The 24236-nt window shown below is 38.3% G+C and carries 16 protein-coding genes; 15 read left to right on the forward strand and 1 reads right to left on the reverse strand.

Annotation, left to right across the window (positions count from 1 at the left end; translation table 11 throughout):
* The first annotated feature begins 24 nt into the window (after positions 1 to 24).
* The 15 genes from AC3G7N_RS00655 (at position 25) to AC3G7N_RS00725 (ending at position 22660) form a co-directional block, all read left to right on the forward strand.
* Positions 25 to 1182, forward strand: a complete 1158-nt coding sequence (locus AC3G7N_RS00655; protein ID WP_489420201.1) for a Gfo/Idh/MocA family protein — start codon at positions 25 to 27, stop codon at positions 1180 to 1182.
* A 14-nt stretch (positions 1183 to 1196) separates the two neighbouring features.
* On the forward strand, positions 1197 to 2270 hold the full coding sequence (locus AC3G7N_RS00660) for a Gfo/Idh/MocA family protein (protein ID WP_489420202.1): 1074 nt from the start codon (positions 1197 to 1199) through the stop codon (positions 2268 to 2270).
* Between the two features lie 139 nt (positions 2271 to 2409).
* Positions 2410 to 5598: an FAD-dependent oxidoreductase gene (locus AC3G7N_RS00665; RefSeq protein ID WP_489420203.1), complete on the forward strand. Its 3189-nt coding sequence runs from the start codon at positions 2410 to 2412 to the stop codon at positions 5596 to 5598.
* A 32-nt stretch (positions 5599 to 5630) separates the two neighbouring features.
* Positions 5631 to 8054, forward strand: a complete 2424-nt coding sequence (locus AC3G7N_RS00670; protein WP_489420204.1) for an alpha-mannosidase — start codon at positions 5631 to 5633, stop codon at positions 8052 to 8054.
* A 115-nt stretch (positions 8055 to 8169) separates the two neighbouring features.
* Complete coding sequence (locus AC3G7N_RS00675; RefSeq protein WP_489420205.1) at positions 8170 to 9513, forward strand: GH1 family beta-glucosidase; 1344 nt, start codon at positions 8170 to 8172, stop codon at positions 9511 to 9513.
* Between the two features lie 441 nt (positions 9514 to 9954).
* Positions 9955 to 10959 (forward strand): LacI family DNA-binding transcriptional regulator, encoded by a 1005-nt coding sequence (locus AC3G7N_RS00680; protein WP_489420206.1) that lies wholly within the window; start codon positions 9955 to 9957, stop codon positions 10957 to 10959.
* 22 nt (positions 10960 to 10981) lie between these two features.
* Positions 10982 to 11869 (forward strand): carbohydrate ABC transporter permease, encoded by an 888-nt coding sequence (locus AC3G7N_RS00685; RefSeq protein ID WP_489420207.1) that lies wholly within the window; start codon positions 10982 to 10984, stop codon positions 11867 to 11869.
* Positions 11870 to 11873: 4 nt separating this feature from the next.
* Positions 11874 to 12761: a carbohydrate ABC transporter permease gene (locus AC3G7N_RS00690; protein WP_489420208.1), complete on the forward strand. Its 888-nt coding sequence runs from the start codon at positions 11874 to 11876 to the stop codon at positions 12759 to 12761.
* Positions 12762 to 12870: 109 nt separating this feature from the next.
* Complete coding sequence (locus AC3G7N_RS00695) at positions 12871 to 14178, forward strand: ABC transporter substrate-binding protein (RefSeq protein WP_489420209.1); 1308 nt, start codon at positions 12871 to 12873, stop codon at positions 14176 to 14178.
* 61 nt (positions 14179 to 14239) lie between these two features.
* Positions 14240 to 15535, forward strand: coding sequence for an amidohydrolase family protein (locus tag AC3G7N_RS00700; protein ID WP_489420210.1), 1296 nt, complete (start codon positions 14240 to 14242; stop codon positions 15533 to 15535).
* On the forward strand, positions 15528 to 17669 hold the full coding sequence (locus tag AC3G7N_RS00705) for a Sip1-related alpha-galactosidase (RefSeq protein ID WP_489420211.1): 2142 nt from the start codon (positions 15528 to 15530) through the stop codon (positions 17667 to 17669). Before AC3G7N_RS00700 ends, AC3G7N_RS00705 begins: the two co-directional genes overlap by 8 nt.
* A gap of 44 nt (positions 17670 to 17713) precedes the next feature.
* Complete coding sequence (locus tag AC3G7N_RS00710) at positions 17714 to 18544, forward strand: sugar phosphate isomerase/epimerase family protein (protein ID WP_489420212.1); 831 nt, start codon at positions 17714 to 17716, stop codon at positions 18542 to 18544.
* Between the two features lie 42 nt (positions 18545 to 18586).
* Complete coding sequence (locus AC3G7N_RS00715; protein ID WP_489420213.1) at positions 18587 to 19216, forward strand: YesL family protein; 630 nt, start codon at positions 18587 to 18589, stop codon at positions 19214 to 19216.
* A gap of 66 nt (positions 19217 to 19282) precedes the next feature.
* Complete coding sequence (gene betC / locus AC3G7N_RS00720; protein ID WP_489420214.1) at positions 19283 to 20743, forward strand: choline-sulfatase; 1461 nt, start codon at positions 19283 to 19285, stop codon at positions 20741 to 20743.
* 33 nt (positions 20744 to 20776) lie between these two features.
* Positions 20777 to 22660, forward strand: coding sequence for a beta-N-acetylhexosaminidase (locus tag AC3G7N_RS00725; RefSeq protein WP_489420215.1), 1884 nt, complete (start codon positions 20777 to 20779; stop codon positions 22658 to 22660).
* Between the two features lie 102 nt (positions 22661 to 22762).
* Here the strand turns inward: AC3G7N_RS00725 and gtfA are convergent, their stop codons facing one another.
* Complete coding sequence (gene gtfA / locus AC3G7N_RS00730) at positions 22763 to 24232, reverse strand: sucrose phosphorylase (protein ID WP_489420216.1); 1470 nt, start codon at positions 24230 to 24232, stop codon at positions 22763 to 22765.
* Between the last annotated feature and the right edge of the window lie 4 nt (positions 24233 to 24236).

Here is a 24236-nt window from a genome sequence, read left to right on the forward strand (position 1 = left end):
AACCTATCAAAAAGGAGTGTTGTCATGGGTTCTCAAAAAATTCGCATTGGTATGATTGGTTATCAATTTATGGGTAAAGCGCACAGTCATGCATATCGTGATTTACCGTTCTTTTTTGACCAGGATGTAGAACCTATACTACAAGCGATAGCCGGTAGGAATGAAGAAAAAGTAAAAAAAGAAGCAGAAAAAATGGGTTGGCTCTCCTATGAAACCAATTGGCGAAGTCTGATAGAGAGAGACGATATTGATTTAATTGATATAGTTACTCCAAATAATACACATGCAGAAATGGCTATTGCAGCTGCAGAAGCAGGAAAGCATATCCTATGTGAGAAACCATTAGCATTGTCTGTGGAACAAGCGGAAAGAATGTTTGAAGCGGTTAAAAAGAATAATGTTGTACATATGATTACCCATAATTATCGTTTTGCGCCGGCCGTACAATATGCGAAAAAACTGATCCAAGATGGCCGTTTAGGTGAGATCCGCCATATCCGGGCTACATACTTACAAGATTGGATGATGGATCCAAATTTCCCGCTTGTCTGGCGTCTTCGTAAAGAAGTGACCGGAACAGGGACACTTGGTGACATTGGAGCCCATAGTATCGATTTAGCGAGATTTTTGATTGGTGAAATCGATGAGGTAATGGGAACAATGAAAACATTTGTTAAAAAGCGTCCTGTTGCTGAGATGAGTAGTGGCTTATCAGCAATAAAAGGTGATCAACTTGAGGAAGTAGATGTTGATGATGCGGTTGCATTTTTAGCTCATTTTGAAAGTGGTGCTTTAGGGGTTTTTGAAGCAACTAGGTATGCTGGTGGTAATCGAAATGGTAACCGCTTTGAAATTAATGGTTCAAAAGGATCGATACGTTGGGATATGGAAAAAATGAATCATCTTCAGGTTTATTTCGATGACGACGAACCAGGTTTGCAAGGGTTTAGAACCATTCATTGTACGGAAGAACAGCATCCATTTGCTGAATCGTATTGGCCTGCTGGACATGGAATAGGTTATGAACACACCTTTATCAATCTATTATCTTGTTTCATGGATGGGATAGCAAAAGGGGTTTCCCCGTCCCCTAACTTTGAAGATGGTTTAAAAAATCAGCGTATATTAGAGGCTGTTGTAAAATCTGCAGAAACAAGACAATGGGTTAAAATTCTAAAGTGAACTAGGAGGTACCAATGGAAAAACTAAATATAGGTATTATAGGTTGTGGAAACATTAGCAATATCTATTTTAATAATTGTCGACTATTTCAGTCACTAGATATTGTGGCCTGTGCAGATTTAGATAGTGAAAGAGCAAAATCTAAAGCAGAAGCGTTTAATGTTAAAGCTTACAGTGTAGACAAAATGTTGGCTGATTCAGAAATTGATATAGTAGTAAATCTAACTATCCCAGCAGCACACGGTCAAGTATCGTTGACAGCTCTTGAAGCTGGCAAACACGTGTATTCGGAAAAACCTCTTGCCATATCATTGGAGGATGGAAAAAAAGTAGTTGAGTTAGCTAACTTAAAAGGCCTCCGGGTTGGAGGTGCTCCAGATACTTTCTTAGGTGGAGGAATTCAAACGTGTGCCAAATTAATTCAGGATGGATGGATTGGTAGACCAATTGGAGCTAATGCATTTTTTATGAGTAATGGTGTTGAAGAGTGGCATCCAAATCCGGATTTCTTTTATCAAACAGGTGGTGGGCCGATGTTTGACATGGGACCATACTACATTACCGCCCTAATCTCTTTAATTGGCTCTGTGAAAAGGGTGACAGGATCAGCTAACATGTCATTTAGCGAGCGCGAAACACCCGAGGGGCGCAAAATTCCAGTTGAAGTACCGACTCATATTGCTGGAGTGCTAGATTTTGAGAATGGTGCTGTCGGTACGCTAGTGACTAGTTTTGATTCTTGGGGGAGCAATTTACCTAGAATTGAAGTGTACGGTGAACTTGGTACATTGAGTATTCCTGATCCAAACACCTTTGGAGGTCCAGTGAAATACCGAAGAAAAGGTGAAAAAGAGTTCATGGAAGTACCACTGACACATGGGTATCGGTCAAATAACAGAGGCATTGGACTAGCTGATATGGCAGAGGCAATTCTAGAAGGTCGACAACACCGGGCTAATGTCGATTTGACTTATCACGTACTGGAAATTATGCATGGATTCCATATCGCATCCGAACAGGGTAAACATTATCATTTAACTAGTGAGGTAAAGCGTCCACAACTGTTAGATATAACAAAGAAATTTTAAAAAAGTCTTAATTATTTAACTAGTCATGAAAAAGAGATGGTATGATGTTGGAGTTATGGATGTTACGGAATCTAATTTAAGGAACTTGAAAGCTCAACTTATTTAAGAGTGGGAGCGTTCCCAAAGAAGGATGTTTTAAATGGATACAAGCAGATTTGATTTTTCGGAAAAAAGTACTGTAAGCGTCCAAAATAAAGAGTTACCAATTTTATATGATGTGGATGCAGTAATTGTTGGAGGTTCTTTTGCTGGTGTCTCGGCAGCAAGAGAACTTGCTAAAAGGGGCAAAACTGTTGCTGTAATCGAATCGAGAACATATTTGGGGCGAGAGGTCACGGCAAATCTTCGTCCTTGGTTGGAGAGTTCAACAGATTCAACATCCATTTCATTTACTGAAGTTGTCAAAGAGGTTTCAAGGCGCGGTGTGGAAAGAGATGGTGAAACAGCTCTTTATATGGACCATGTCAAGACATCCTTAGAAGACCTGTTATTAGAAAGAAATGTCAAGCTTCTATATGCAAGTTACCCATCAGAATTGAACACCGATGATAGCGGAAAAAAGTTGCTTGTCATCGGAAATAAATCTGGTAGGCAGGTCATTAAAGCAGATATAGTTATTGATGCAACAGAGTCTTCAAGTGTTTTACGTTTAACAGGTGAACGATTTGAAACGAAAAAACAAATGACGCGCAGTTTTCTAAAAACGATCGAAATGTATCGATCAGAAGAAATCTCGGATCGATACATAAAAGTACCAGAGGAAATAGGGATCGATGACGATACTGTTTATGTTCACCGAGGCTATTTAGAGAAAGGGCACGTAGTATTGGAATTTAAACTTACGATGGAAACAAAGGAAAAGAAATCAACCATCGGCCAGGAAATGAATTTCGAAGTAGAGTCTAGACATACAATGATGAAATTGGCGGAGTACTTTATTCAACATCACCCTGCATTTCAACATGCTTATTTAGCAGCTTCTTCCTATGAATTACAAGCCTTAGACTTTCCTCGTTTGAGTGGGAAGTCGATAGATGGAGGAAATGGTTCAAAGGATCAAGCGAGAGTAGAGGACTTTGTCGGTTCAGATTATCGTGTTTGGTGTTTAAATGAATCTGCTCGAATTTCGAAAGCCAGTCAACTGTTCTCTAATCCTGTAACATCCAGTGAGCTGGGTGAACACGTAGCTGAACTATTAATTGAAAAGTGGGATGAACTAGTAAATTTATCTAATGAAGTGCCTAAAATTGATACCCTGCAGGAAACAGTACGAAGTGATTCAGTTTACCAGGTTGCTGAGTTAGATCAACCTCAAGAAGGTAAAGCCTACAAAAGGCAATTTGTACCTGGACATGATATTCCGATCCTCCATCACGCGGATGTGCTGGTAATTGGTGGTGGTACAAGCGGCGCAACTGCCTCCATTACATCAGCCAACGAGGGAATGGATACCATATTATTAGAAATGAATCCGGGTCTGGGTGGTACGGCAACTTTAGGAGCCGTTGATAGTTATTGGTTTGGTCGTAGGGTAGGGTTTAATGAACGTGTAACAGAAAAGGTTAATGAGGTGCAAAAACGTATTAACCACTATAGTCCGAAGTGGAATGTGGAAGCAAAGATGTATGCGCTGTTAAATGAAGCTGAATCAGCAGGTGTGAACACGTATTTCTACACAATGACTATTGGAACAATAATGGAAGGTAATCGAGTCAGAGGTGTCATTGTAGCATCTAAATTTGGAATGTTTGCAGTTCTAGCTGAAACGGTCATTGATGCAACTGGTGATGGAGATATAGCCGCATTTGCTGGTGCTGATTATCTCTATGGGTCAGAACGAGATCATATTGTTATGTGGTATTCACTAGCACAATTTGCAAAGCCAGGTCGTTCACAGAACAATTTTACAAGCATGGTTCATATTTCTAATGTGGAGGACTATACAAGGGCCATTTTGGATGGCCGCAGACGTAAGCGTAAACGGGATGTTCATGATCACGGGATATATGTTGCTTCCAGAGAAACACGTCACATTTTAGGTGAAGAAGTGATGACCCTGACGGATCAGTTAAAGTATCGTCAATGGGATGATGTGATTAACATTCACTTTAGTAATCATGATATGAAAGGTAAAAATGGTGCTGACTGGATGCATTTAGGGCTTATACCACCGAATTTAGAGATTGAGATACCGTATCGAATTCTGCTGCCAAAAGAACTTGAAGGAATACTGATAGCTGGAAAAGCTGTTTCAGCAACCCATGACGCATTCGCTGCTATTCGGATGCAATCAGACTTAGAGAATTTAGGTGGTGTGGTTGCACTTGCAGCCGCCCAATCCGTCCGTAACCGTCAACTCCCAAGGGATATTGATGTAAAGCAGTTACAAAAACGCGTAATAGCAGAAGGACTACTTCCAGAGAATGTACTTACTAGAACGCTAAACAACAAGGAGTATCGTGATGAAGAACTGGAATCACTAGTTGACTCTTTATCAGGTGAGCAGCCGCTGTACATGTATGCGGATATGGAAATGGATGAAGTGTTCACTGACAGAATTCCTATCGTTGAGATTTGTACTGTGGGACCAAAAGTCATTCCTTTTCTGGAAAAGGCTTTAGATCATTCAATAGAAAAAGGAGCCATGAATAGGCAAATCGTTCTCGCACAAGCATTGGCAATGTACGAATCATCCTATGGAGTTCCTGTATTAGTAAGAGAAATTGAAAAACAATTAGGTGATTATGGGTTACCGATAAGGGATAATGCTATCCGACATACCCAGTTGCCACCAGATCAGGGGGCGATGCCAGATGTCGTGTACTTGATCTATACTTTAGGAATGACGAGAGATAAAAAAAGTATTCCAATTTGGAGAAAAATTGCTTCGAGGATAGACCCTTCAGAAGAAAACCTAAAGGATATGCTTAAAGGAACTTTTTATTATGTTGATGCTGTTTGTTATGGAATCGAACGTTTAGCAGATCCTGATTGTATCCCAATATTAGAAAGTTTTTACACGCACGGTTATCTGAGCGATCAAACCCGTACTACAGGGGTAGAGCCTGATTACTTTCAAGAAAGGCAAGCAATGCTCGATCTAAGCATTGCCCGTGCACTCGCAAGCTGTGCGGGTGAACAAGGTTATACTATTCTGGTTAACTACCTCGATGATTCCCGTTCCTTATTAGCTGAACACGCGCATGCTGAGCTGAAACGTATCACAAAAAGGAACTTTAAGAAAAATCAAAAGGACTGGCTTGCTTACCTGGAAAATTTACAAGACGGGCTTAAGCCACAGCCTGTCACAATTAAATTAGATATGTAAACTACTATTTTTTTCAACAAGGAGGAAGAACAATGAAAGAAAAGACGTTACACATGATAGGTAATGCCCACTTAGACCCGGTATGGCTATGGCAATGGCAAGAAGGTTTTCAAGAGACGAAAGCAACCTTTCGCTCTGCATTAGATCGTTTAAATGAATATGATGATTTTGTATTTACCTCCAGTTCAGCTGTGATGTATGAATGGGTGGAGAAAAATGCCCCTGAGATGTTTGAAGAAATAAAAGAGCGAATACAAGAAGGAAGATGGATTATTTGTGGTGGTTGGTGGTTACAACCAGATTGTAACATCCCGAGTGGGGAATCTTTTGTTAGACAAGGTTTATACGGGCAGCACTATTTTAAAGAAAAATTTGGAGTTACTGCATCTGTTGGGTATAACGTGGATAGTTTTGGTCATGCAGGAATGCTACCACAAATCCTACAGAAGAGTGGCATGGACCACTATGTATTTATGCGTCCAGGGCCACATGAGAAAGGATTACCAGGTCGTTTATTCTGGTGGGAATCTGATGATGGGTCTCGCGTGATGACTTTCCAAGTCCCGTTTGAATATACCACGTGGGGACAGGATTTAGAACAGCACGTTAATAGGTGTGCCAAAGAGTTGAAGGAACCTGTTAACGAGTTGATGAGCTTTTATGGTGTTGGAAATCATGGAGGTGGACCAACGAAGGAAAATATTGAAAGTATTAAACGGTTAAATGAGCAAGAAGATATGCCCAATTTAGTTCTTAGCTCACCAAATCAGTTTTTCGAAGAAGTAAAAAAACAAGGTGTGTCTCTTCCAACTGTTCACCATGACTTACAAAACCATGCTAAAGGCTGTTATTCTGCACATTCGGGTATAAAGAAATGGAATAGAGAAGCAGAGAATTTATTAGCAAAAGCAGAGAAATTGTCTGTTATCGCAAATGCGACTACCGGCCAACCCTATCCAACCAACTATAAACAAGCATGGAAAAATGTCATGTTCAATCAATTCCATGATATTTTGGCAGGAACAAGTATAGAGGAAGCGTATGAAGATGCCAGAAATATGCATGGAGAAGCAATGTCTATTGCAGATCAAGGGCTTAACTATGCAGTACAGTCTCTAGCATGGAATATTAATATTGAACAAGATGAAGAGATGCTGCCAATTGTTGTTTTCAACCCACATGCCTGGGAGGTTGAGACAAATGTTGAGGTGGAGTTTAAACGATTAAAAGAAGACCAACTATTAACTGATGAAGTGGGACAAGAAGTTCCTGTACAAGTTGTTCAATCCCACGCCACAGCTAATGGCCGAAATCGTTTAAGCTTTATTGCTAAAATTCCTGCCATGGGTTATCGGGTCTATAAAATGGTTTCTAATTCAAAGCCTAAACAATTCGAGACAATTAAAGCCAATGATTATGTACTAGAAAATAGCCGATACAGACTACAATTTGATCCGAAAAGTGGATTTATCAGCAGTCTTTACGATAAACAAAAGCAATATGAAGTGTTTACTGGTGAAGCAGCAAAACCAGTGGTAATTAACGATACGAGTGATACCTGGTCACATGATGTCGTTCGTTATGACGATGTAGCTGGAGAGTTCCAGGCTAAAAGTATTAAGCGGGTTGAACATGGTCCAGTTAAGTCCATAATCCGTGTTGTGAGTGAATATGGTTCATCGACACTAATTCAGGAATTTGCGATGTACAAGGATTTAGATTATATCGATGTAAATGTAACGGTTGATTGGAGAGAGAAGTTTAAAGTACTGAAATTAAAATACCCTGTTAATGTTGTGCATCGGAAGGCAACGTATGAAATACCTTATGGTCATATCATTCGTGAAGCAAATGGTGAAGAACAAGTTGGACAAAGCTGGATTGATGTTTCTGGAACAGTTAAAGAAACAGGTGGCCGCTATGGTCTTAGTATCACTAATGATGCAAAATACAGCTACGATGTGGAAGGAAATGAATTAAGTCTAACGGTTTTAAGAAGTCCAATATATGCACATCACGATCCACTGGTTCCAGATCCAGACGGACATTATTCCTTTATTGATCAAGGAATCCAAAATTTCCGCTATACCCTGTTACCACATGAAGATAGTTGGGAAGAAGCTCAAACAGTAAAGCATGCCGCGGAATTAAACCAGCGTCCGGTGGCTTTAATTGAAACGTATCATGAGGGAACATTACCACAAAAGGATTCGTATGTTTCGATTGAGCAAGATAATGTGATTGTTAGTGCAATGAAACAGGCAGAGGACAATGATGATATTATCATCCGCTGCTATGAAACGAATAAAGTTGGCACGGAGGCAACCATACATTTGCCAAGGTGGGATCGTTTGATAACTGCTAGTTTTGGACCTTGTGAAATTAAAACGTTCAGAATTCCAAAGGATACATCAAAACCAGTTACTGAAACAAATCTACTCGAATGGGAAGAATAGATTTCTTATTCATACGCTTGGAGCCAGTAGCTTATACAATCGGCTCCAAGCAACGTGTTAAAAAAAGTTTAATAGAACCATCTGAAGGAATTTATAGATAGGGAGGAAAACAACCATGGCAATCATTACATTTCCAAAGGATTTTCGGTTCGGCGCGTCAACTGCATCCTACCAAATTGAGGGCGCCTATGATGAAGATGGACGAGGAATGTCGATTTGGGATACCTTTAGCAGGACACCAGGTAACGTATTAAATGGTGACAATGGGGATGTTGCTTGTGACAGCTACCATCGTATGGATGAGGATATCCAATTGTTAAAGGAGTTGGGTGTTAATACATATCGTTTTTCGATTGCATGGCCTAGGATTTTTCCTAATGGTACTGGGGAAGTAAATCAGCATGGCGTTAATCATTATCACCAATTCATTGATCAGCTAGTTGAGAATGGAATTGAACCGATTGTAACTATCTATCATTGGGATTTACCACAGGCATTGCAAGATCAAGGCGGCTGGAAAAATCGCGAGACAATTGAGGCCTTTGCTGATTACGCAGAGTTACTTTATAAGGAATATGGAGACAAGGTCAAACAATGGCTTACCATTAATGAACCATGGTGTGTAGCCTTCCTTGGACATTATTCAGGTGAACAAGCTCCTGGTGAAAAAGATTTACAAGCAGCAATTAACGTAGCGCATCACTTGTTAATCGCACATGGAAAAGCAGTCCAACGATTTAGAGGGAACGGTTGCAAAGGACAGATTGGTTTTGCACCAAATGTCAGCTGGTATGAACCTTTTACCAATAAGCAAGAGGATGTTGATGCATGCCAACGGTCATCCAGTTGGTTTATGGAATGGTTTTTCGATCCAGTATTTAAAGGGAAATATCCAGAGCTTCTCTCTAATTGGTTTGCTGAGAAAGGTGTACAAGTTAATGTCTTAGAAGGAGACATGGACATTATTTCTGAGCCGATTGACGTTCTCGGTATTAACTACTATACAGGTACTGTCGCTCGGTATAAAGAAAACCAAGGTTTATTCGATTGTGAACATGTTGATCTTGACTATGATCGTACAGATCTTGGATTTAAGATATTTCCAGAAGGATTTTACCAAGTGCTAATGGATATTAAAAAGAAATATGGGGATATACCAATTATTATTACAGAGAACGGTGCATGTTACAATGACGAGCCGGTAGAGGGGAGAGTCCGTGACGATAAACGTATCCGTTACTATCGCCAACATTTAACAGAATTAAATCGTGCGATAAATAGCGACGTAAATGTTATAGCTTACTGTACATGGTCCCTCCTTGATAATTTTGAATGGGCTTTTGGATACAGCCAACGTTTTGGGTTAGTGCATGTCAATTATAATAACTTGGAAAGAACGAAAAAAGACAGCTACTACTGGTATGGCAAACTGGCTAAAAATAATTGGTTTGAGCTTTGAAACAGCAAAGGATTATAAATGGCTATAAAGAATAACAACATCAAACGTCTATCATAAAGACAATATAGGCTTTCTGATAGGCGTAGTTGTTGTTATTGTGTAATAAATTATAGAGTCAAAAAACCACGTAACATTACTCACTTTATTCCAGATCAGATGTAGCTTGTTGTGGTTTATTTAGTTTAACACACAAAAACCGTTATATTAATGACGGATTTTGTGAGAAAGGTATTGCCTAAATAGATTGAATGGGTTAAAATACAAGTGTAGTTTAAAGTTTGGGAATATTTATATTATTTAATAGGAAAGAAAGATTGTTTAAAAAAGGAACTGAATACTTAGATTAAATTCTCCCAGAAAGAGTTTAGAATTAAAATGGGAACGGTTTCATTTTGGAACATAGAAAGCGCTTTCTTAAAATTTGGAGGGGCTGGAGAAAAAATGGAGAATCCGACAATTAAAGACGTTGCAAAAGTTGCAAATACTTCTAAAAGCACAGTTTCACGCTTTTTAAATGGTCATAAAGTAAAAAAGGTGACGGAAGATGCTCTGAAGTTGGCAATACAAGAACTTAAATTCTATCCTAATGTCAACGCAAGAAGGTTGGTAAAAAAACATACCAAAGTAATAGGTATTGTAGTTGATGACATAGCAAACAACTTTTATGCTGATATTTTTAGAGGGATAGAGAAGGTTGCTAACGTGCATGGTTATCAATGTACTTATTATAGTAGAACGTCAAATTACCAAGGGGAATACGGTTTTATGAACCTGGCTCAGGAGAGACAGGTAGATGGACTTATATTAATTAGTTTTTTAAAACGTACCGACCGACTTTTAGACGAGGTCCAAAAACTGACCACCCCTGTAGCAATAATCGGAGATATGAATCAAAGTGATAGTGTCTTTTCAGTAGATGTCGATAACGAACATGGGATAAGGGAAGTGGTGCAATACTTAAGTCGAATAGGTCATGAGAAAATTGCCTATATTACGGGACCAGAGGAATTCTCAGCAACATTTTGGCGCAGAAAAGGATATGAAGGTGCTATGGCGGACTTAGGACTAGAACAAAACCCGTCGTGGGTTGTTCCCTCTGATTGGTCCGAGGCAGGTGGACATAAAGCGATGAAGGAACTGTTTAACATAAGTGAGATCACTGCCGTCATTGCTTCCAATGATGAAACGGCAATTGGTGCACTTCTTTGTGCGAGTGAGTTGGGTTATAACGTTCCAAGAGATATTTCAATTGTCGGATTTGATGACATTCCTGTCTCGAGGTGGGTGTATCCACCTCTAACTACAGTAAAACAACCTCTTTTTCAAATGGGGGAAAAGGCTTCAAATCGTTTAATTGAAAAGTTAAGTGGAGAAAAGGAAAGCTTCTCAAACCGACTACTTATAGTACCTGATCTTATTATTCGTCAATCATGTAAAAATCTATGATTTTGAAGGAGGATTACCGTTTATGTTTAGAAATAAAATAGATAAAAATCCACATGGATACTATTTTATTGCCCCGTTTTTTATTACCTTTATCGTTTTTGGACTCGGCCCAATACTCTACTCACTTTATTTGAGTTTTACGAACTGGGCCGGATTCAATGAACCAGTTTTTATTGGATTAGCTAACTATGAACGATTGATACATGATGCTCTTTTTTATAAATCAATCTGGAATACCATGATTATTTGGATATTTTCAATTGTTCCCCAGCTGACTATCGCTCTAACACTTGCCCTTGTGTTACACGAAAAGTTCATCAGGGGTAGACACTTGTTTCATGCGATCTTTTATTTTCCAAATATCATAACACCAATCACATTAGGTGTTATGTTTGCACTAATGTTTGATTGGCAGATAGGAAGTATTAATCAATTTCTGCTCGCAATTGGGCTAATAGAAAATCCGATTTACTGGATGAATGACCCATGGATAGCACGAGCCATCGTTGCTCTTACGATAATGTTTCAAAATTTTGGGTTTAATATGCTGGTGATCCTGGCAGGATTGCAGGCAATACCTAAGGATTTATATGAGGCTGCAGAAATTGATGGTGCCTCAAGGGTTCAAATGGCAATTAAAGTTACAATTCCACTAATTAGACCGGTACTTGTATTTACGCTAATTACTTCGGTTATTGGTGGACTACAAATATTTGATGCGCCCTTAATGTTAGGTAATGGACCAGATAATTCAACTGTTACGATGATTATGAACCTGTATCAAGCAGCGTTTGTCAGATATGACTACGGTTATGGTGCCACAATCGCTTATGGTGTATTTGTTGTCATCGCCATTGCAACTATTCTGACGTTTATGATTCCAGGAGTTAGAAAGAAAAAGGAGGCGTAGTAAATTGAAGCAATCAATAGAAATAAAATCGTCCTCTGAAATAACTGAAAAAAAGCTAAAAGCAAATCGACGTAAGAGCTTAATTATTAAAACCTTAATTTGGATCATGCTTGTTATTTCGGCGTTTATTTGCTTGATTCCATTTTATAGTATGATCATCACGTCTACACATCCAAACTCTGAGATTGCCAGAAATTTATTATTACTTCCTGGGGATCGATTTATAGAAAACTACAATCGTTTAATTGATGTTGTTCCAATTTGGAGGGGTTTTCTAAACAGTTTATTTATTACTGTGATTTCAACCATATTGGGATTATACTTTTCCGCTATGAGCGGTTATGGCTTTTCGAAGTATAAATTTAAGGGAAATTCATTTTTATTTGCTTGCGTACTAGGTACGATGATGGTCCCAGGTCAATTAGGGATAATTGGTTTCTTCAGATTAATGAATGAAATCGGTTTAATAAATACCTATTGGCCGCTTATATTACCGTCCATTAGTAATGCTTTCGCACTATTTTTCTTTAAACAAGTTGCAGATAATTCCGTTCCAAAGGAAATGCTTGAAGCAGCACGAATTGACGGAAGTAAAGAAATAACTATTTTTCATCGTATAGGATTGCCCCTTATGGGACCATCTTTAGCAACCTTGGGAATTTTTCTCTTTATTGGGAAGTGGAATGAGTTCTTGCAACCTTTGATTATATTGTTTGACAATGAACTTCAGACACTCCCAGTTATGATTGCTAGCGTAAGAAGTCAATTCAATGTTGATTACGGTGCTCAGTATGTAGGAATTGTTATTTCTATTATTCCGATTATTATTGTCTTCGCTATCTTTTCTAAACAAATTATTGGAAATGTTATGGCGGGTGCTGTTAAGGAATAAAAGTTCAGCACTATAATAAACAATTTAAACTTGAGGAGGTGGTGGGGGTACTATTACATTTGCATGATGTTTTGAACTTTACAAAACAAAAACTTAAGGGGGAACCATTATGAAACGGTTAAATCTGTTTAGTTTGTTATTGGTATTAACTTTGTCGTTTGGTTTACTGGCAGCCTGTTCGGATACTGAGGAAGCGGCAAATGACAGTGAAAGCGAAAACGAAAATTCTGAACCGAAGTCTCCGGAAGACTTTGAAGGTGATTTAGAAATTTGGACATTCTTTGGTGATGTTGAAAAAATGGGAGCAAAGTTCGAAGAGAAATATCCTAATGTAAATGTAAAGGTAAGTGTGTACCCAGGAGACCAGTATCAAACAAAACTAATTAATTCGATTAATTCAAAGACTGATGTACCTGATATTTTTGACCTTGAAAGAGGGTATATGGGGAAATTTATTAATCAACCATTTGTAGCTAATTTGTCTGAGATGGGTGCTGAGAAACTGGTAGAGAATTATGTTCCATATGTTAAAGAACTTGGGGTGGCCCAAGATGGAACTATTCGTGCAATTTCTGACCACTCTTCACCTGGTGCATTTTGGTATCACAGAGATCTAGCTAAAAAATATCTTGGTACAGATGATCCAGAAAAGGTATCTGAAATGGTGGGCACATGGGATAAAATTATTGATTTAGGTAAAAAAGTACAAAAAGACAGCAATGGTGACGTGCATCTAATCCCTCACTTTGGTGATGTGTATAATACGGAAGTGTCGAATCAGGAAATGTGGGTACAGGATAGCCAGTTGGTTATTGATCCTGCATGGGAAGACATTTTTGATAAGATGAAAAGAATTAGAGAAGAAGGTGTCGGTGCGAAACTCGGTTACTTCTCAGGTGGTTGGGGTGACGCACTTAACGAAGGCGGCGTAATTATGTTTGCAAATCCTGCTTGGGCAAGCTTCATGATTGATAATGAAAATGGTGCAGCAGCAGGAAAATATGGTCTTGCGAAAACACCTAGTGGGTATTATCAAGGTGGAACATACCGTGCTATTTATGAGGGTTCAGACAAAAAAGATTTAGCATATGAATTTATTAAATTCATTGCAAGTGAGGAATGGCAACAATACAACCTTGAGGAAACCGGTAATATGCCAGCGTTATTACCGATTTATGAGGAAAATATGGATACGTTTACACATGAGCTCTTTGGAGATCAAAAAATATTGAAAACGTATTATGACCTAGTTAAGAGTATTCCAGCAAAGAAAGCAACAACCAACAATCTAGCTATCTCACAATTGTGGTATGATGCAACAGCCGAGGCTATAGATAGCGATGAAGATTATGACAAAGCATTGAGTGATTTTAAAGCTTCTGTTAAAAATGGGTACCCAGAAATTGAAGTTGAATAGTATTTGAACCCTAAGACGGCTGCTAATTTAGCAGCCGTCTATTGCTAAAGGAGAATGGACATTGAATGCGATTGCTAAGCACATAAACAACTTACGGATTATCGATGGACACGAGCACTTAATCCCCCAAAAAGAAAGAAGCAAAATGAATAGTGATTTCTTTGACCTTTTACATTATTTAAGCTCAGACTTAATTGCAGCAGGTATGGACGCTTCTTTTTTTGACAAACACACGAATAAAATGTCTGATTTGGAAAAGGCAAAGGTTTTCCTCAACTACTGGGGTAAAGTCAGAAACACAACGTATGCTCAAATGCTAAGGTGGGCTGTTGAGGATTTGTATGGTATGGATGACTGGTCTGTTGAGGGAGTCTGCGCATTGAGTGAACGCGTGAAAAAGGCATCACAAGACACTGACCTGTACCGGAAAATATTAAAAGAAAAAGCGAAAATTGACATGGCTTTCACGCTAATCTTTACTACCAAGGTAGATTTTGAATTCTTTAGACCTGTGATGTGGATGGACCATATGATTAAGGTGCGGACATTGAAAGATGTTGAGGCTATTGAGACAGAAGCTGGATCGGATATTTATGATTTTGAAGACTATCTCCATGCAGTTGATACAATCATTAAACGGTATGTAGACGAAGGGATGGTTGCGACAAAGATTGGTGTGGCTTACTGGCGTACATTGCATGTTGAAAAGCCAACTGCCCATGATGCCGCCAAGGTATTCAATAAAATAAAGAAGAATCATCTTGGGGAATCGGTACCTCAGGAAGAGGCAAAAGCTTTTCAAGATTTCATCATTCACCGGGTTATTCAACGTTCCATTGAATTTGAAGTCCCTATTCAAATTCATACGGGACACCAGGAACCGAGCGTATCCTCTAATGGGAATTTGGTAACCAATTCTAAAGTTACTGATCTTGTTCAACTTTTACTAGAGTATAAGAAAGCCAAATTTGTTCTTTTACACGGTGGTTATCCTTTTTACAATGAGTATTTATCTGTTGTTAAGAACTTTCCAAATGCATACGCTGATTTGACTTGGTGCTACATTCTTTCTCCAACAGCAACTAAGCAATTGCTAACACAGATGATTGAAATGGTCCCCCAATCGAAAATTCTTGGGTTCGGAGGAGACTATAGTCAAGTAGAAGGAACATATGCACATGCTAAGCTGGCGAGAAAAGTACTAACTGAGGTTTTAACAGCTAAAGTTGAAAATGGTGATATGACCGAGTATGATGCATGTGATTTTGCTAATCACGTATTAAGAAATAACTTATTAGAGTTGTATAAAATAGATTTAAAACCGGCTTCCCTAGTTAAGGAGGATTTGTATGTTTAATATTCAAAAGGACGACGTACTATTGCAACTTTTTCATGATGAAAATAAGGTTTTAAGTGATGTTAACTTCGAACTACACCTAGACCAAATTGGTAAGGTCAGCTTGGATTATGCTGAGGTGAAAACGAATCAAAAGTCGGGCCATTTAGGGAACTATAAGCGGTATGAATATGTCTATAAAAAGGATGACTTGATAGAATTCTCCTTTATTCTGCATTGCTATGAACAGTTCATCCATGCTTATACCGATGTTGTCATTCATAGTAAAAGGCTCTTTGGCAAGAACGACTATTTATCTTCTGAAAATGGTGTAGTAATGAAGGTGAAAGATCTAGAGGGAATTGAGGGACTATCTGCCTCCTACCGTCACAAGGATTGGTGGACCCGGCCTCATTTCAATAAGGATGTGTCATCACTTCTTCCAAGGACTCAATCATTATTGTGGAATGCGCATGATTCCTATTATTCTTTATTGCCTGTTGTTGGGTCAGTTTTCAAATCTGAAATAGAAGGAAGTGACCAAGGATTTAATCTAACTGTTTCTTCCTATGACAGTGGACGGAATCAATGTCAAACACCTGTTTTTGTATTAGGTAAAGGGGAAAATCCGTTCAATTTGGCTAAAGAAACATCAAAGCGCGTGCTTGAAATAAGTGGGAATACTAGATTAATAGATGATAAGCGTTATCCAGAGCGGCTGGATTATTTAGGCTGGTGCAGTTGGGATGCCTTTTATCACAACGTCAATGAAGAAGGTATTTTGAAAAAGGTAACGGAATTTAAAGAGAAACAAATCCCGGTTAAATGGATTATGATTGATGATGGTTGGTCACAAATATCCAAAGAATGTTTAAGTGATTTCAAACCAGATCCTGACAAGTTTCCTAATGGTTTTAAATTTTTAATTAACCAATTAAAAACCAATTATGGAATAGATTCAGTAGGGGTGTGGCATACATTAGCAGGTTATTGGGGTGGAATTGATCCTGAAAGTTCCTTAGCTGATGAAATGGCCTCACACCTATTAGAGACCAACAGTCGAAAGTTAATACCCTATCCTAATAAAGGAAAAAGCTATGGATTTTGGGATGCATGGCATACTTATTTACAACAACAAGGAATTGATTTTGTAAAAGTCGATGGTCAAAGTGCTGTAAATAACTTTATGACAGGTCAGCAGTCGATTGGCGAATCCTCGGTTGAAACTCATAAAGCATTAGAAGGATCTGTAGGAATTCATTTTGACCAATGTGTCATCAATTGTATGGGAATGGCTTCTGAAAATATGTGGAACCGTCCGATTTCTGCTGTATCAAGAAGTAGTGATGACTTTGTCCCAGATGACGAAAATGGTTTCGCCGAACATGCCTTACAAAATGTGTACAACTCCTTCTACCATGGGGAAATCTATTGGGGTGACTGGGATATGTTCTGGACAAAGCATAAAGATGCCAAACGTCACGCTTTGTTAAGAGCGCTTAGTGGTGGGCCAATCTATACGAGTGATCGTGTTGATCAGACGGACGCTGAGGTATTATGGCCTCTAGTTTGTAAGGATGGCCGTATCTTACGGTGCGATCAGCCAGGTAAACCAACTTTAGATACGTTGATGGTAAATCCAATAGAAGAAAAGAAGCCGTTGAAGGTGTGGAATACTAGTAACGGAACAGGTCTGTTAGGTGTTTTTAATGTTTCAGAGGGACAAGTGGATGGGAATGTATCCCCTGCTAACATCGAGGGATTTCATGCGAATGAATACCTTGTCTATGACTACTTTAACCAAACAGTTGAAGTACTTAGACAAAATGAGACGAAAAAAGTTTCTTTAGCAAAAGATGAATTTACTTTCTATCTGATTATACCAAAAGATCATTCGGTGAAGCCTTTAGGACTAGTAGACAAATATGTTTCACCAGCCACATTTACGGAACGCTATGCTTTAAGCGAGACGGTTGTTGTTCATTTGAAAGAGGGAGGAACTTTTGGTTTCTTTGCTGAATCTGAACCACAGCAAGTTAGGGTAAATGGACAAAAAGTTACTGTGAATAGGTTGAACAAAGATGAGCCTATCTATCTCGTAGATTGTTCCCTGTATGATAATAACGAATCTATTACAATAGAAATTAAAGGCTAGGTCGATATTCGTAGAACAACCAATGTGAATGAGGAGTGTTAATAATGAAAGTTTCGTGTCATTTAATAACGTGGGGTGAAGAATTGCTGAAAGGGTTTGAAGAAGCATCAAAATTGGGTTATCACGCATGTGAAACATTTACACATTTGGCATTGCATTACGAAGACAATCTAGAGGAGTTCAAATCATTGCTAGATCAATATGGTTTTCAACTTTCTGCCTTGTATGGTGGCGGTAATTTTACAGATGAAACAAAAAGACAATACATAATCGATCGCAATGAGAAAGTGGCAACATTTTTAGCCGCAAATGGAAGTGATCGAATTATTTTTGGTCCTGGTGGCCCTAGAAGAGAAGGGGGAACCACCAAGAAGGAATTGGAAATTGCTGCTGAAACGATAAATAAAGCAGCAAAAAGGTGTTATGACTTAGGCGTAAAAGCTTGTCTTCATCCTCATGTTAATACGGAAATTGAAAATGAATCTGAACTAGATACAATTATGGAATTAACAGATCCAAACTATGTATTCTTCTGCCCAGATACGGCCCATTTGAAAAAAGCAGGCATGAATCCATTGGAAGTGATAAATCGTTATCGTGACCGAATTGAGTATGTTCACTTAAAAGATATTTCACCAGAAGAAGCAGATGCTGATACATTTCCAATATTGTCGGGCAATGAGGCAATGCCAATTTTTTGTGAGTTAGGACTGGGTACCTTGTCAACAGAATTGGAATCAATTATCGATTACTTAAGAGACACTCACTATGAGGGTTGGGTAACTGTTGAAATTGATAAAACAACTAGTACCCCTTATAACAGCTTAAAAGTTTGTCGGGATTTTGTTCAAGACAGACTAGAATTACCCCTATAAACTTTTATTTTAATAAGCATCAAAGAAAAGGGAGTGGCTAAATTGGCTCAAGGATGGAAAAGTGGTTTTGTTCGTTTTACTGAATGGTTCACTCGTTTAGCATACATTAACCTTTTATGGATAGGTTTTACATTAGTTGGGCTTATCCTTTTCGGTTTTATGCCATCTAGCGTTGCGATGTTCGCTGTATTAAGGAAATGGATGAAAGGCGATCTTGATTCCTCTGTTTTTAAAACCTTTTGGTACTTTTATCGGAAGGAATTTGTAAAATCAAATATTTCGGGGATTGTTATGATCGTTATCGGTTATGTCCTTTATTTAGATATTTTTGTTTTGAATTTGAAAGAATCTCTACCAATGGAACTAATTCAGTTACTACTCTACATTTTTGCGATTTTGTATTTAATGGTGATGGTCTTTTTCTTCCCTGTATACGTTCACTTTGAATTGAAGTGGCATCAGTATATTAAAATGGGAGCATTAATGTCCTTTGCTGCACCTTTCAAAGCAATCTTGATGCTACTTATAGGTTACGGCGTTTTCTTTCTCATGGCTAAAATGCCAATTGTTATGCTTTTCTTTTTAGGAAGTTTGGTTAGTTATTTGTTGTTAATGATTTCTCTACCAACTTTTAACAAGTTGGAGAACAAGGACGCGGGGATCAGTAATTAAGGTCTAAACACCTTGAATGATCTTCACCAAGATTAACATTTATTCCAGAACGAAAGGTGATTAAAAATGACACAACAACCTAACATTGTTATGGTCATGGCTGATCAGATGGCTTTTAACGTTATAAGTGCCTTAGGGCATCCCGCAGTTAAAACCCCTAATATAGACCAACTTGTTCATAATGGAGTAACATTTGAAAACGCATATTGTAATTCACCGATTTGCGCACCATCCAGAGCCTCTTTTGTAGCAGGTAAATTTATCAGTAATATTGGGGTATATGACAATGGTTCGGAGCTCTCAGCGGATACCCCGACATTTTTACACCATTTGAGACGTGCTGGATATGAGACTGTTTTGTCAGGAAAGATGCATTTCGTTGGTCCTGATCAACTACATGGTTTTGAAAACCGAGTAACAAAGGACATTCATACAGCTGCATTTGACCTTACCCCGGATTGGACGAAAGGAATATATCACAACCATGGTACGGGAGTAAAGAGGTTGAAGAACCCAGGGATAATGGAGCTTAATAATAATTTAGATTATGACGAAAAAGTTTTACACCGCACACTGGAGCAAATTCGTGCCTTTAAACGGAAAAAGGAAGGAGAGAAAAGACCATTCTTTTTGTGCTCATCCTTTTTCCATCCCCATGATCCTTTTCATATTACGGAAGAATATTGGAATATGTATGAGGATACTGTTATCCCAATGCCTGATGTTCCTGCCGAAAACTTGGATAAGATGCATCCCATTAACCAATGGATTCAAACACATCATGAGATAGATATTCATGAGTTATCGGAGGACGAGATAAGAAAAAATCGACGTGCGTACTATGGCATGGTTACCTATTTTGATCACAAGGTAGGACAAATTATGGATGAACTGGATCGATTGGATATGAGAGAGAACACCATCATTGTCGTAACTAGTGACCACGGAGAAATGCTTGGGGAACATGGAATGTGGTTTAAGCGAACGTTTTATGATCCCGCTACTAAAATCCCATTAATTATTGCTTATCCAGAACGTTTTCCTACAGGGAAAAAAGTCAGTAAAGTGGTATCGCTTATAGACTTGGCTGCTACGTTTATGACACTGGCAAAAGTCCCTGACTATACCACTTGGATTGATGAAATGGATGGAGATAGTTTGGAACATTTATTAAAAGGTGATGAGAAAAATTGGAAAGATGAAGTGATTTGTGAATACTACGGAGAAGGTCCAATTCAACCAATGATCATGTTACGATCTGAAAACTATAAATTTATCTACGTACATGATCAAAAGTCACTGTTATTTAATTTAGAAAGGGATCCTCACGAAATAAATAATCTCGCCGAATCAAAAGAACATAAACCTATTTTAACACAGTTTGAAAAGAGAATTACTTCTCAGTTTGACATGGTACAAATTAAAAAGGATATTATTCAAAGTCAACAAGAAAGAATAGTAGTTGCAGACTCTTTAAAAACAGGAAAAAAGAGTAGTTGGGATTATAAACCAGATTCAATGATCTGATATAAATTACAAGTTTCGTGGAGGGAAATTATCGTGAATATACATTTTAAAGGTGTGTCATCTGAATTAGATAATGGGTTGGCAATTATATGTAAGGAGCTTGGTATAACACAAAGTGATCATGGATTCCCCGTCCTAATCCAGAAAGGAAAGGGATCAATTAAAGTGAGTTGTACGAACGAAGGCGGTACGATTAGCTATGAAAAAAGAATTCACTTTTTTCGTGCACTCGGTTTATTCGTTGAGAATATTGAAAGGCATAAGGAATTTCAAATTGTGGAAGAACCCCAATTCGACATGAACGGAATTATGATCGATGCTTCAAGAAATGGTGTCATGACTGTTGGTGGAATTCAAGTTTTGTTACGGAAAATGGCACTTATGGGGCTAGACGTTGTCATGATGTACACCGAAGATACATTTGAAATGGAAAAATATCCGTACTTTGGGTACATGCGTGGTCGATATAGCGAGGAAGAATTAAGTGCCTGTGATAGGTATGCAAATGATCTTGGGATTGAAATGGTTCCCTGTATTCAAACGTTAGCCCATTTAACCGAAGCTCTGAAATGGAATTATGCAGGGAAGATGAAGGATACCGAAGACATTCTCCTTGTCGGGGAGGAAGAAACCTACCAATTTATTGAAGAAATGATTAAGGTAGCAAGTCGACCATTTCAATCCAACCGCATTCACATGGGTATGGATGAAGCGCATAGGCTTGGTTTAGGCGCCTATTTAGAGAAAAATGGATATAGACAGCGATTTACTATTATGAATGAACATTTACAAAAGGTAGTTTCCATAGCTGAGAAATATCAACTAAAACCAATGATTTGGAGTGATATGTATTTTAGATTAGGCTCCAAGACAGGTGGTTATTATGATCTTAATGCAGAGATTCCCAGTGAAGTGATTGATGCCATACCGGAAAACCTACAATTAGTATACTGGGATTATTACCATACAGATAAAGATTTTTATCAAACGTTTATTGAAAAACATAAAGCTTTTGGATCTAGTCCAATTTTTGCTGGTGGAATATGGACATGGAACGGTATCGCGCCAAACTATGGATTAACTTTTGCCACTACAGATGCAGCTTTAATCGCATGTAAAAACACGGGAGTAAAGGAAGTATTTGCTACAATGTGGGGGGATAACGGTACTGAGACGAGTCCTTTTGCCGGTCTAGCTGGTATGCAGTTGTTTGCTGAACATGGTTATTCTAAGGAGGTAGTAAGCAGCAAATTGGCTGAACGCTTTTCATTTTGTGTAGGGGGTAAGCTCGATGACTTCCTGGCATTAAACGATTTTGATGAGACTCCTGGTGTGTCTAAAGATAATCTTAAAGAGTCACATCCATCTAAGTTTTTGTTGTGGCAGGATGTATTAACAGGTTTGTATGACCAAAACATTAAAGGATTGCCAATGAACGGGCATTATGAAAAATTAGCTAATCGACTAACTGCAGCAAAACAGAATAACTCACAATGGGATGTTTTATTTGACTACTATATTCAGCTCGCTCAAGTTTTAAGTATAAAATCTGAGTTTGGCTTAAAACTGAAAGATGCATATGATAATCAGGATAAAGAACAAATTGGAGAATTAAAAAACCAACTTATACCATTGCGTGATATGGTAGATGAATTGAGAATGAAACATCGCACGCTATGGTTTGCTACAAATAAACCGTTTGGCTGGGAAGTCTTAGATATTCGCTATGGTGGTGTGATGGCACGATTAAATACTGCAAAGGACAGGTTAAATGATTGGGTTGATGGAAAAATAGAAAGCATAGAAGAATTAGAGGAAAAACGTCTTTACCACGATGCACCTTGGGTGATGCCTGAAGGAACTCTAGGAAAAAACGCTTATCATCGAATTGTGACAGCTGGAGCGTTTTCTAATTAATTGGGAGAAGGCAACTTCTTCATTCAGCAAACAAGTAAAAGGCAAGAAGTGGTTAACTTAAGAACGTCCACTTACTTGCCTTTTGATTTTTTGATTTAAAAATTAAACAAAATACTGATTTACATTTCCATCAGTGTCAACATAATCAATTACTGTCTTTTTATTGTTTAAATCAATAAATAATCTACAATATTTTTCATCCTTTATCCAAGAAAGGTAAATTTCATCCTTGGCAGAATCCAACACCTTAAAATCACCATCAAATGCAGGGTATTCATTTCTAAACCGAATTAGGTTTACGAGCCTTTGAACCACTTCATTTTGAAGAGATTCCTCAATCTCTTCAAGCGTATAGTTGTGTCGATTAATCTCACGGTTCTCTCCGGTCTTCTTTACTGATTCATAATCATTTTCTCCTGCTAATAATCCAACGTAATACACTTGTGGTATCCCTGGGGTAAAGAATTGAATCGCCCTAGCGGCTAAATATGCGTTATCATTATGGTTGAGCATCGAGTAGAAAGTACCGTTTATCTGGTGTACATCAAAACCGTCTTCTGTCTTATGCTCATCTGTAAGTATTAGACTAAGATTTGCGCCTCTATCTACACATACATCAACTACTTTTCTTGCTTCCTCTGTATCTATTAAATCTTCCATGTCAGGTAAAACGGGAATACCGTCGTGGCAGTCAAGCATGGTAAATTGCTTTTTGGGCCGAATCTTCAGGTAGTTACGGAGCCCCTCACTCGATTGGTTTATTAATGTTTCCAGAACCTTATAAGGTAAAATGAAATCGTATATCCAATATCCCTGCTCTGCTAATTTATATTGTGTCTGATAGTGGGCATGAACCTCGGGAAGTAACTTGATTTCCAGGGAGTCTGCCATCCCTTTAATCCAATCTAGAAACTCGTAGATATCCGGTTCTACGAAAAAGCAGCTCGTACCAATTTCTTTCATAACATAGCCTACAGCATCTAACCGCACTGTTTTTACATTATTCCTGCTAAAGTTCTCAAAAAACTCAGTTAGAAGCTGCTTTGCCTTTTTCGAACGAACATCCAAGTCGATTTGTTCTGATGGATCTTCTTTGCCAAAGGTAGTCCATACCATCTCTCGTTCACCAGTTCCTTCAATTGTAAAGGTAGAGTATGGTTTTGGTCTTCTAAGAAATATTTTATCGATATCTTCCTTGTTTGGCTTACCATCTTTCCAAAACTTATCAAGCGTAAGAAACAGATCCGCGTACTCTGATTTGCGCCCGTGTTTTAAAAAGTCCTGAAAATAGTTGGATTGTCTAGAAATATGATTCACCATTAAATCTACAAGTACGTCATGGTTTTCACCGATTGATTTTAAGTCTTCCCAAGTACCAAATTTCGGCTCTACTTCCAGGTAATTAAGTGGCGCAAATCCTCTGTCACCTGAAGAAGGAAATGGTGGTAGAATGTGGATTCCACCTATAAATAGATTAGAGAAGTGTTTCGATAGTACTAGATTAAGAGATTTTAAATTTCCTCCAAGTGAGTCTGGATAAGTAATAAGCAGTACCTTATTCTTCACTGTCATAATA

The sequence above is a fragment of the Virgibacillus carmonensis genome (assembly GCF_057836705.1).

Excerpts from the sequence above, each read along its gene's own strand:
- AC3G7N_RS00695 (WP_489420209.1), top strand. The coding sequence starts at position 12,871 with ATGAAACGGTTAAATCTGTTTAGTTTGTTATTGGTATTAACTTTGTCG.
- gtfA (WP_489420216.1), bottom strand. The coding sequence starts at position 24,232 with ATGACAGTGAAGAATAAGGTACTGCTTATTACTTATCCAGACTCACTT.
- betC (WP_489420214.1), top strand. The coding sequence starts at position 19,283 with ATGACACAACAACCTAACATTGTTATGGTCATGGCTGATCAGATGGCT.
- AC3G7N_RS00665 (WP_489420203.1), top strand. The coding sequence starts at position 2,410 with ATGGATACAAGCAGATTTGATTTTTCGGAAAAAAGTACTGTAAGCGTC.
- AC3G7N_RS00660 (WP_489420202.1), top strand. The coding sequence starts at position 1,197 with ATGGAAAAACTAAATATAGGTATTATAGGTTGTGGAAACATTAGCAAT.
- AC3G7N_RS00685 (WP_489420207.1), top strand. The coding sequence starts at position 10,982 with ATGTTTAGAAATAAAATAGATAAAAATCCACATGGATACTATTTTATT.
- AC3G7N_RS00655 (WP_489420201.1), top strand. The coding sequence starts at position 25 with ATGGGTTCTCAAAAAATTCGCATTGGTATGATTGGTTATCAATTTATG.
- AC3G7N_RS00705 (WP_489420211.1), top strand. The coding sequence starts at position 15,528 with ATGTTTAATATTCAAAAGGACGACGTACTATTGCAACTTTTTCATGAT.
- AC3G7N_RS00680 (WP_489420206.1), top strand. The coding sequence starts at position 9,955 with ATGGAGAATCCGACAATTAAAGACGTTGCAAAAGTTGCAAATACTTCT.
- AC3G7N_RS00675 (WP_489420205.1), top strand. The coding sequence starts at position 8,170 with ATGGCAATCATTACATTTCCAAAGGATTTTCGGTTCGGCGCGTCAACT.
- AC3G7N_RS00710 (WP_489420212.1), top strand. The coding sequence starts at position 17,714 with ATGAAAGTTTCGTGTCATTTAATAACGTGGGGTGAAGAATTGCTGAAA.
- AC3G7N_RS00670 (WP_489420204.1), top strand. The coding sequence starts at position 5,631 with ATGAAAGAAAAGACGTTACACATGATAGGTAATGCCCACTTAGACCCG.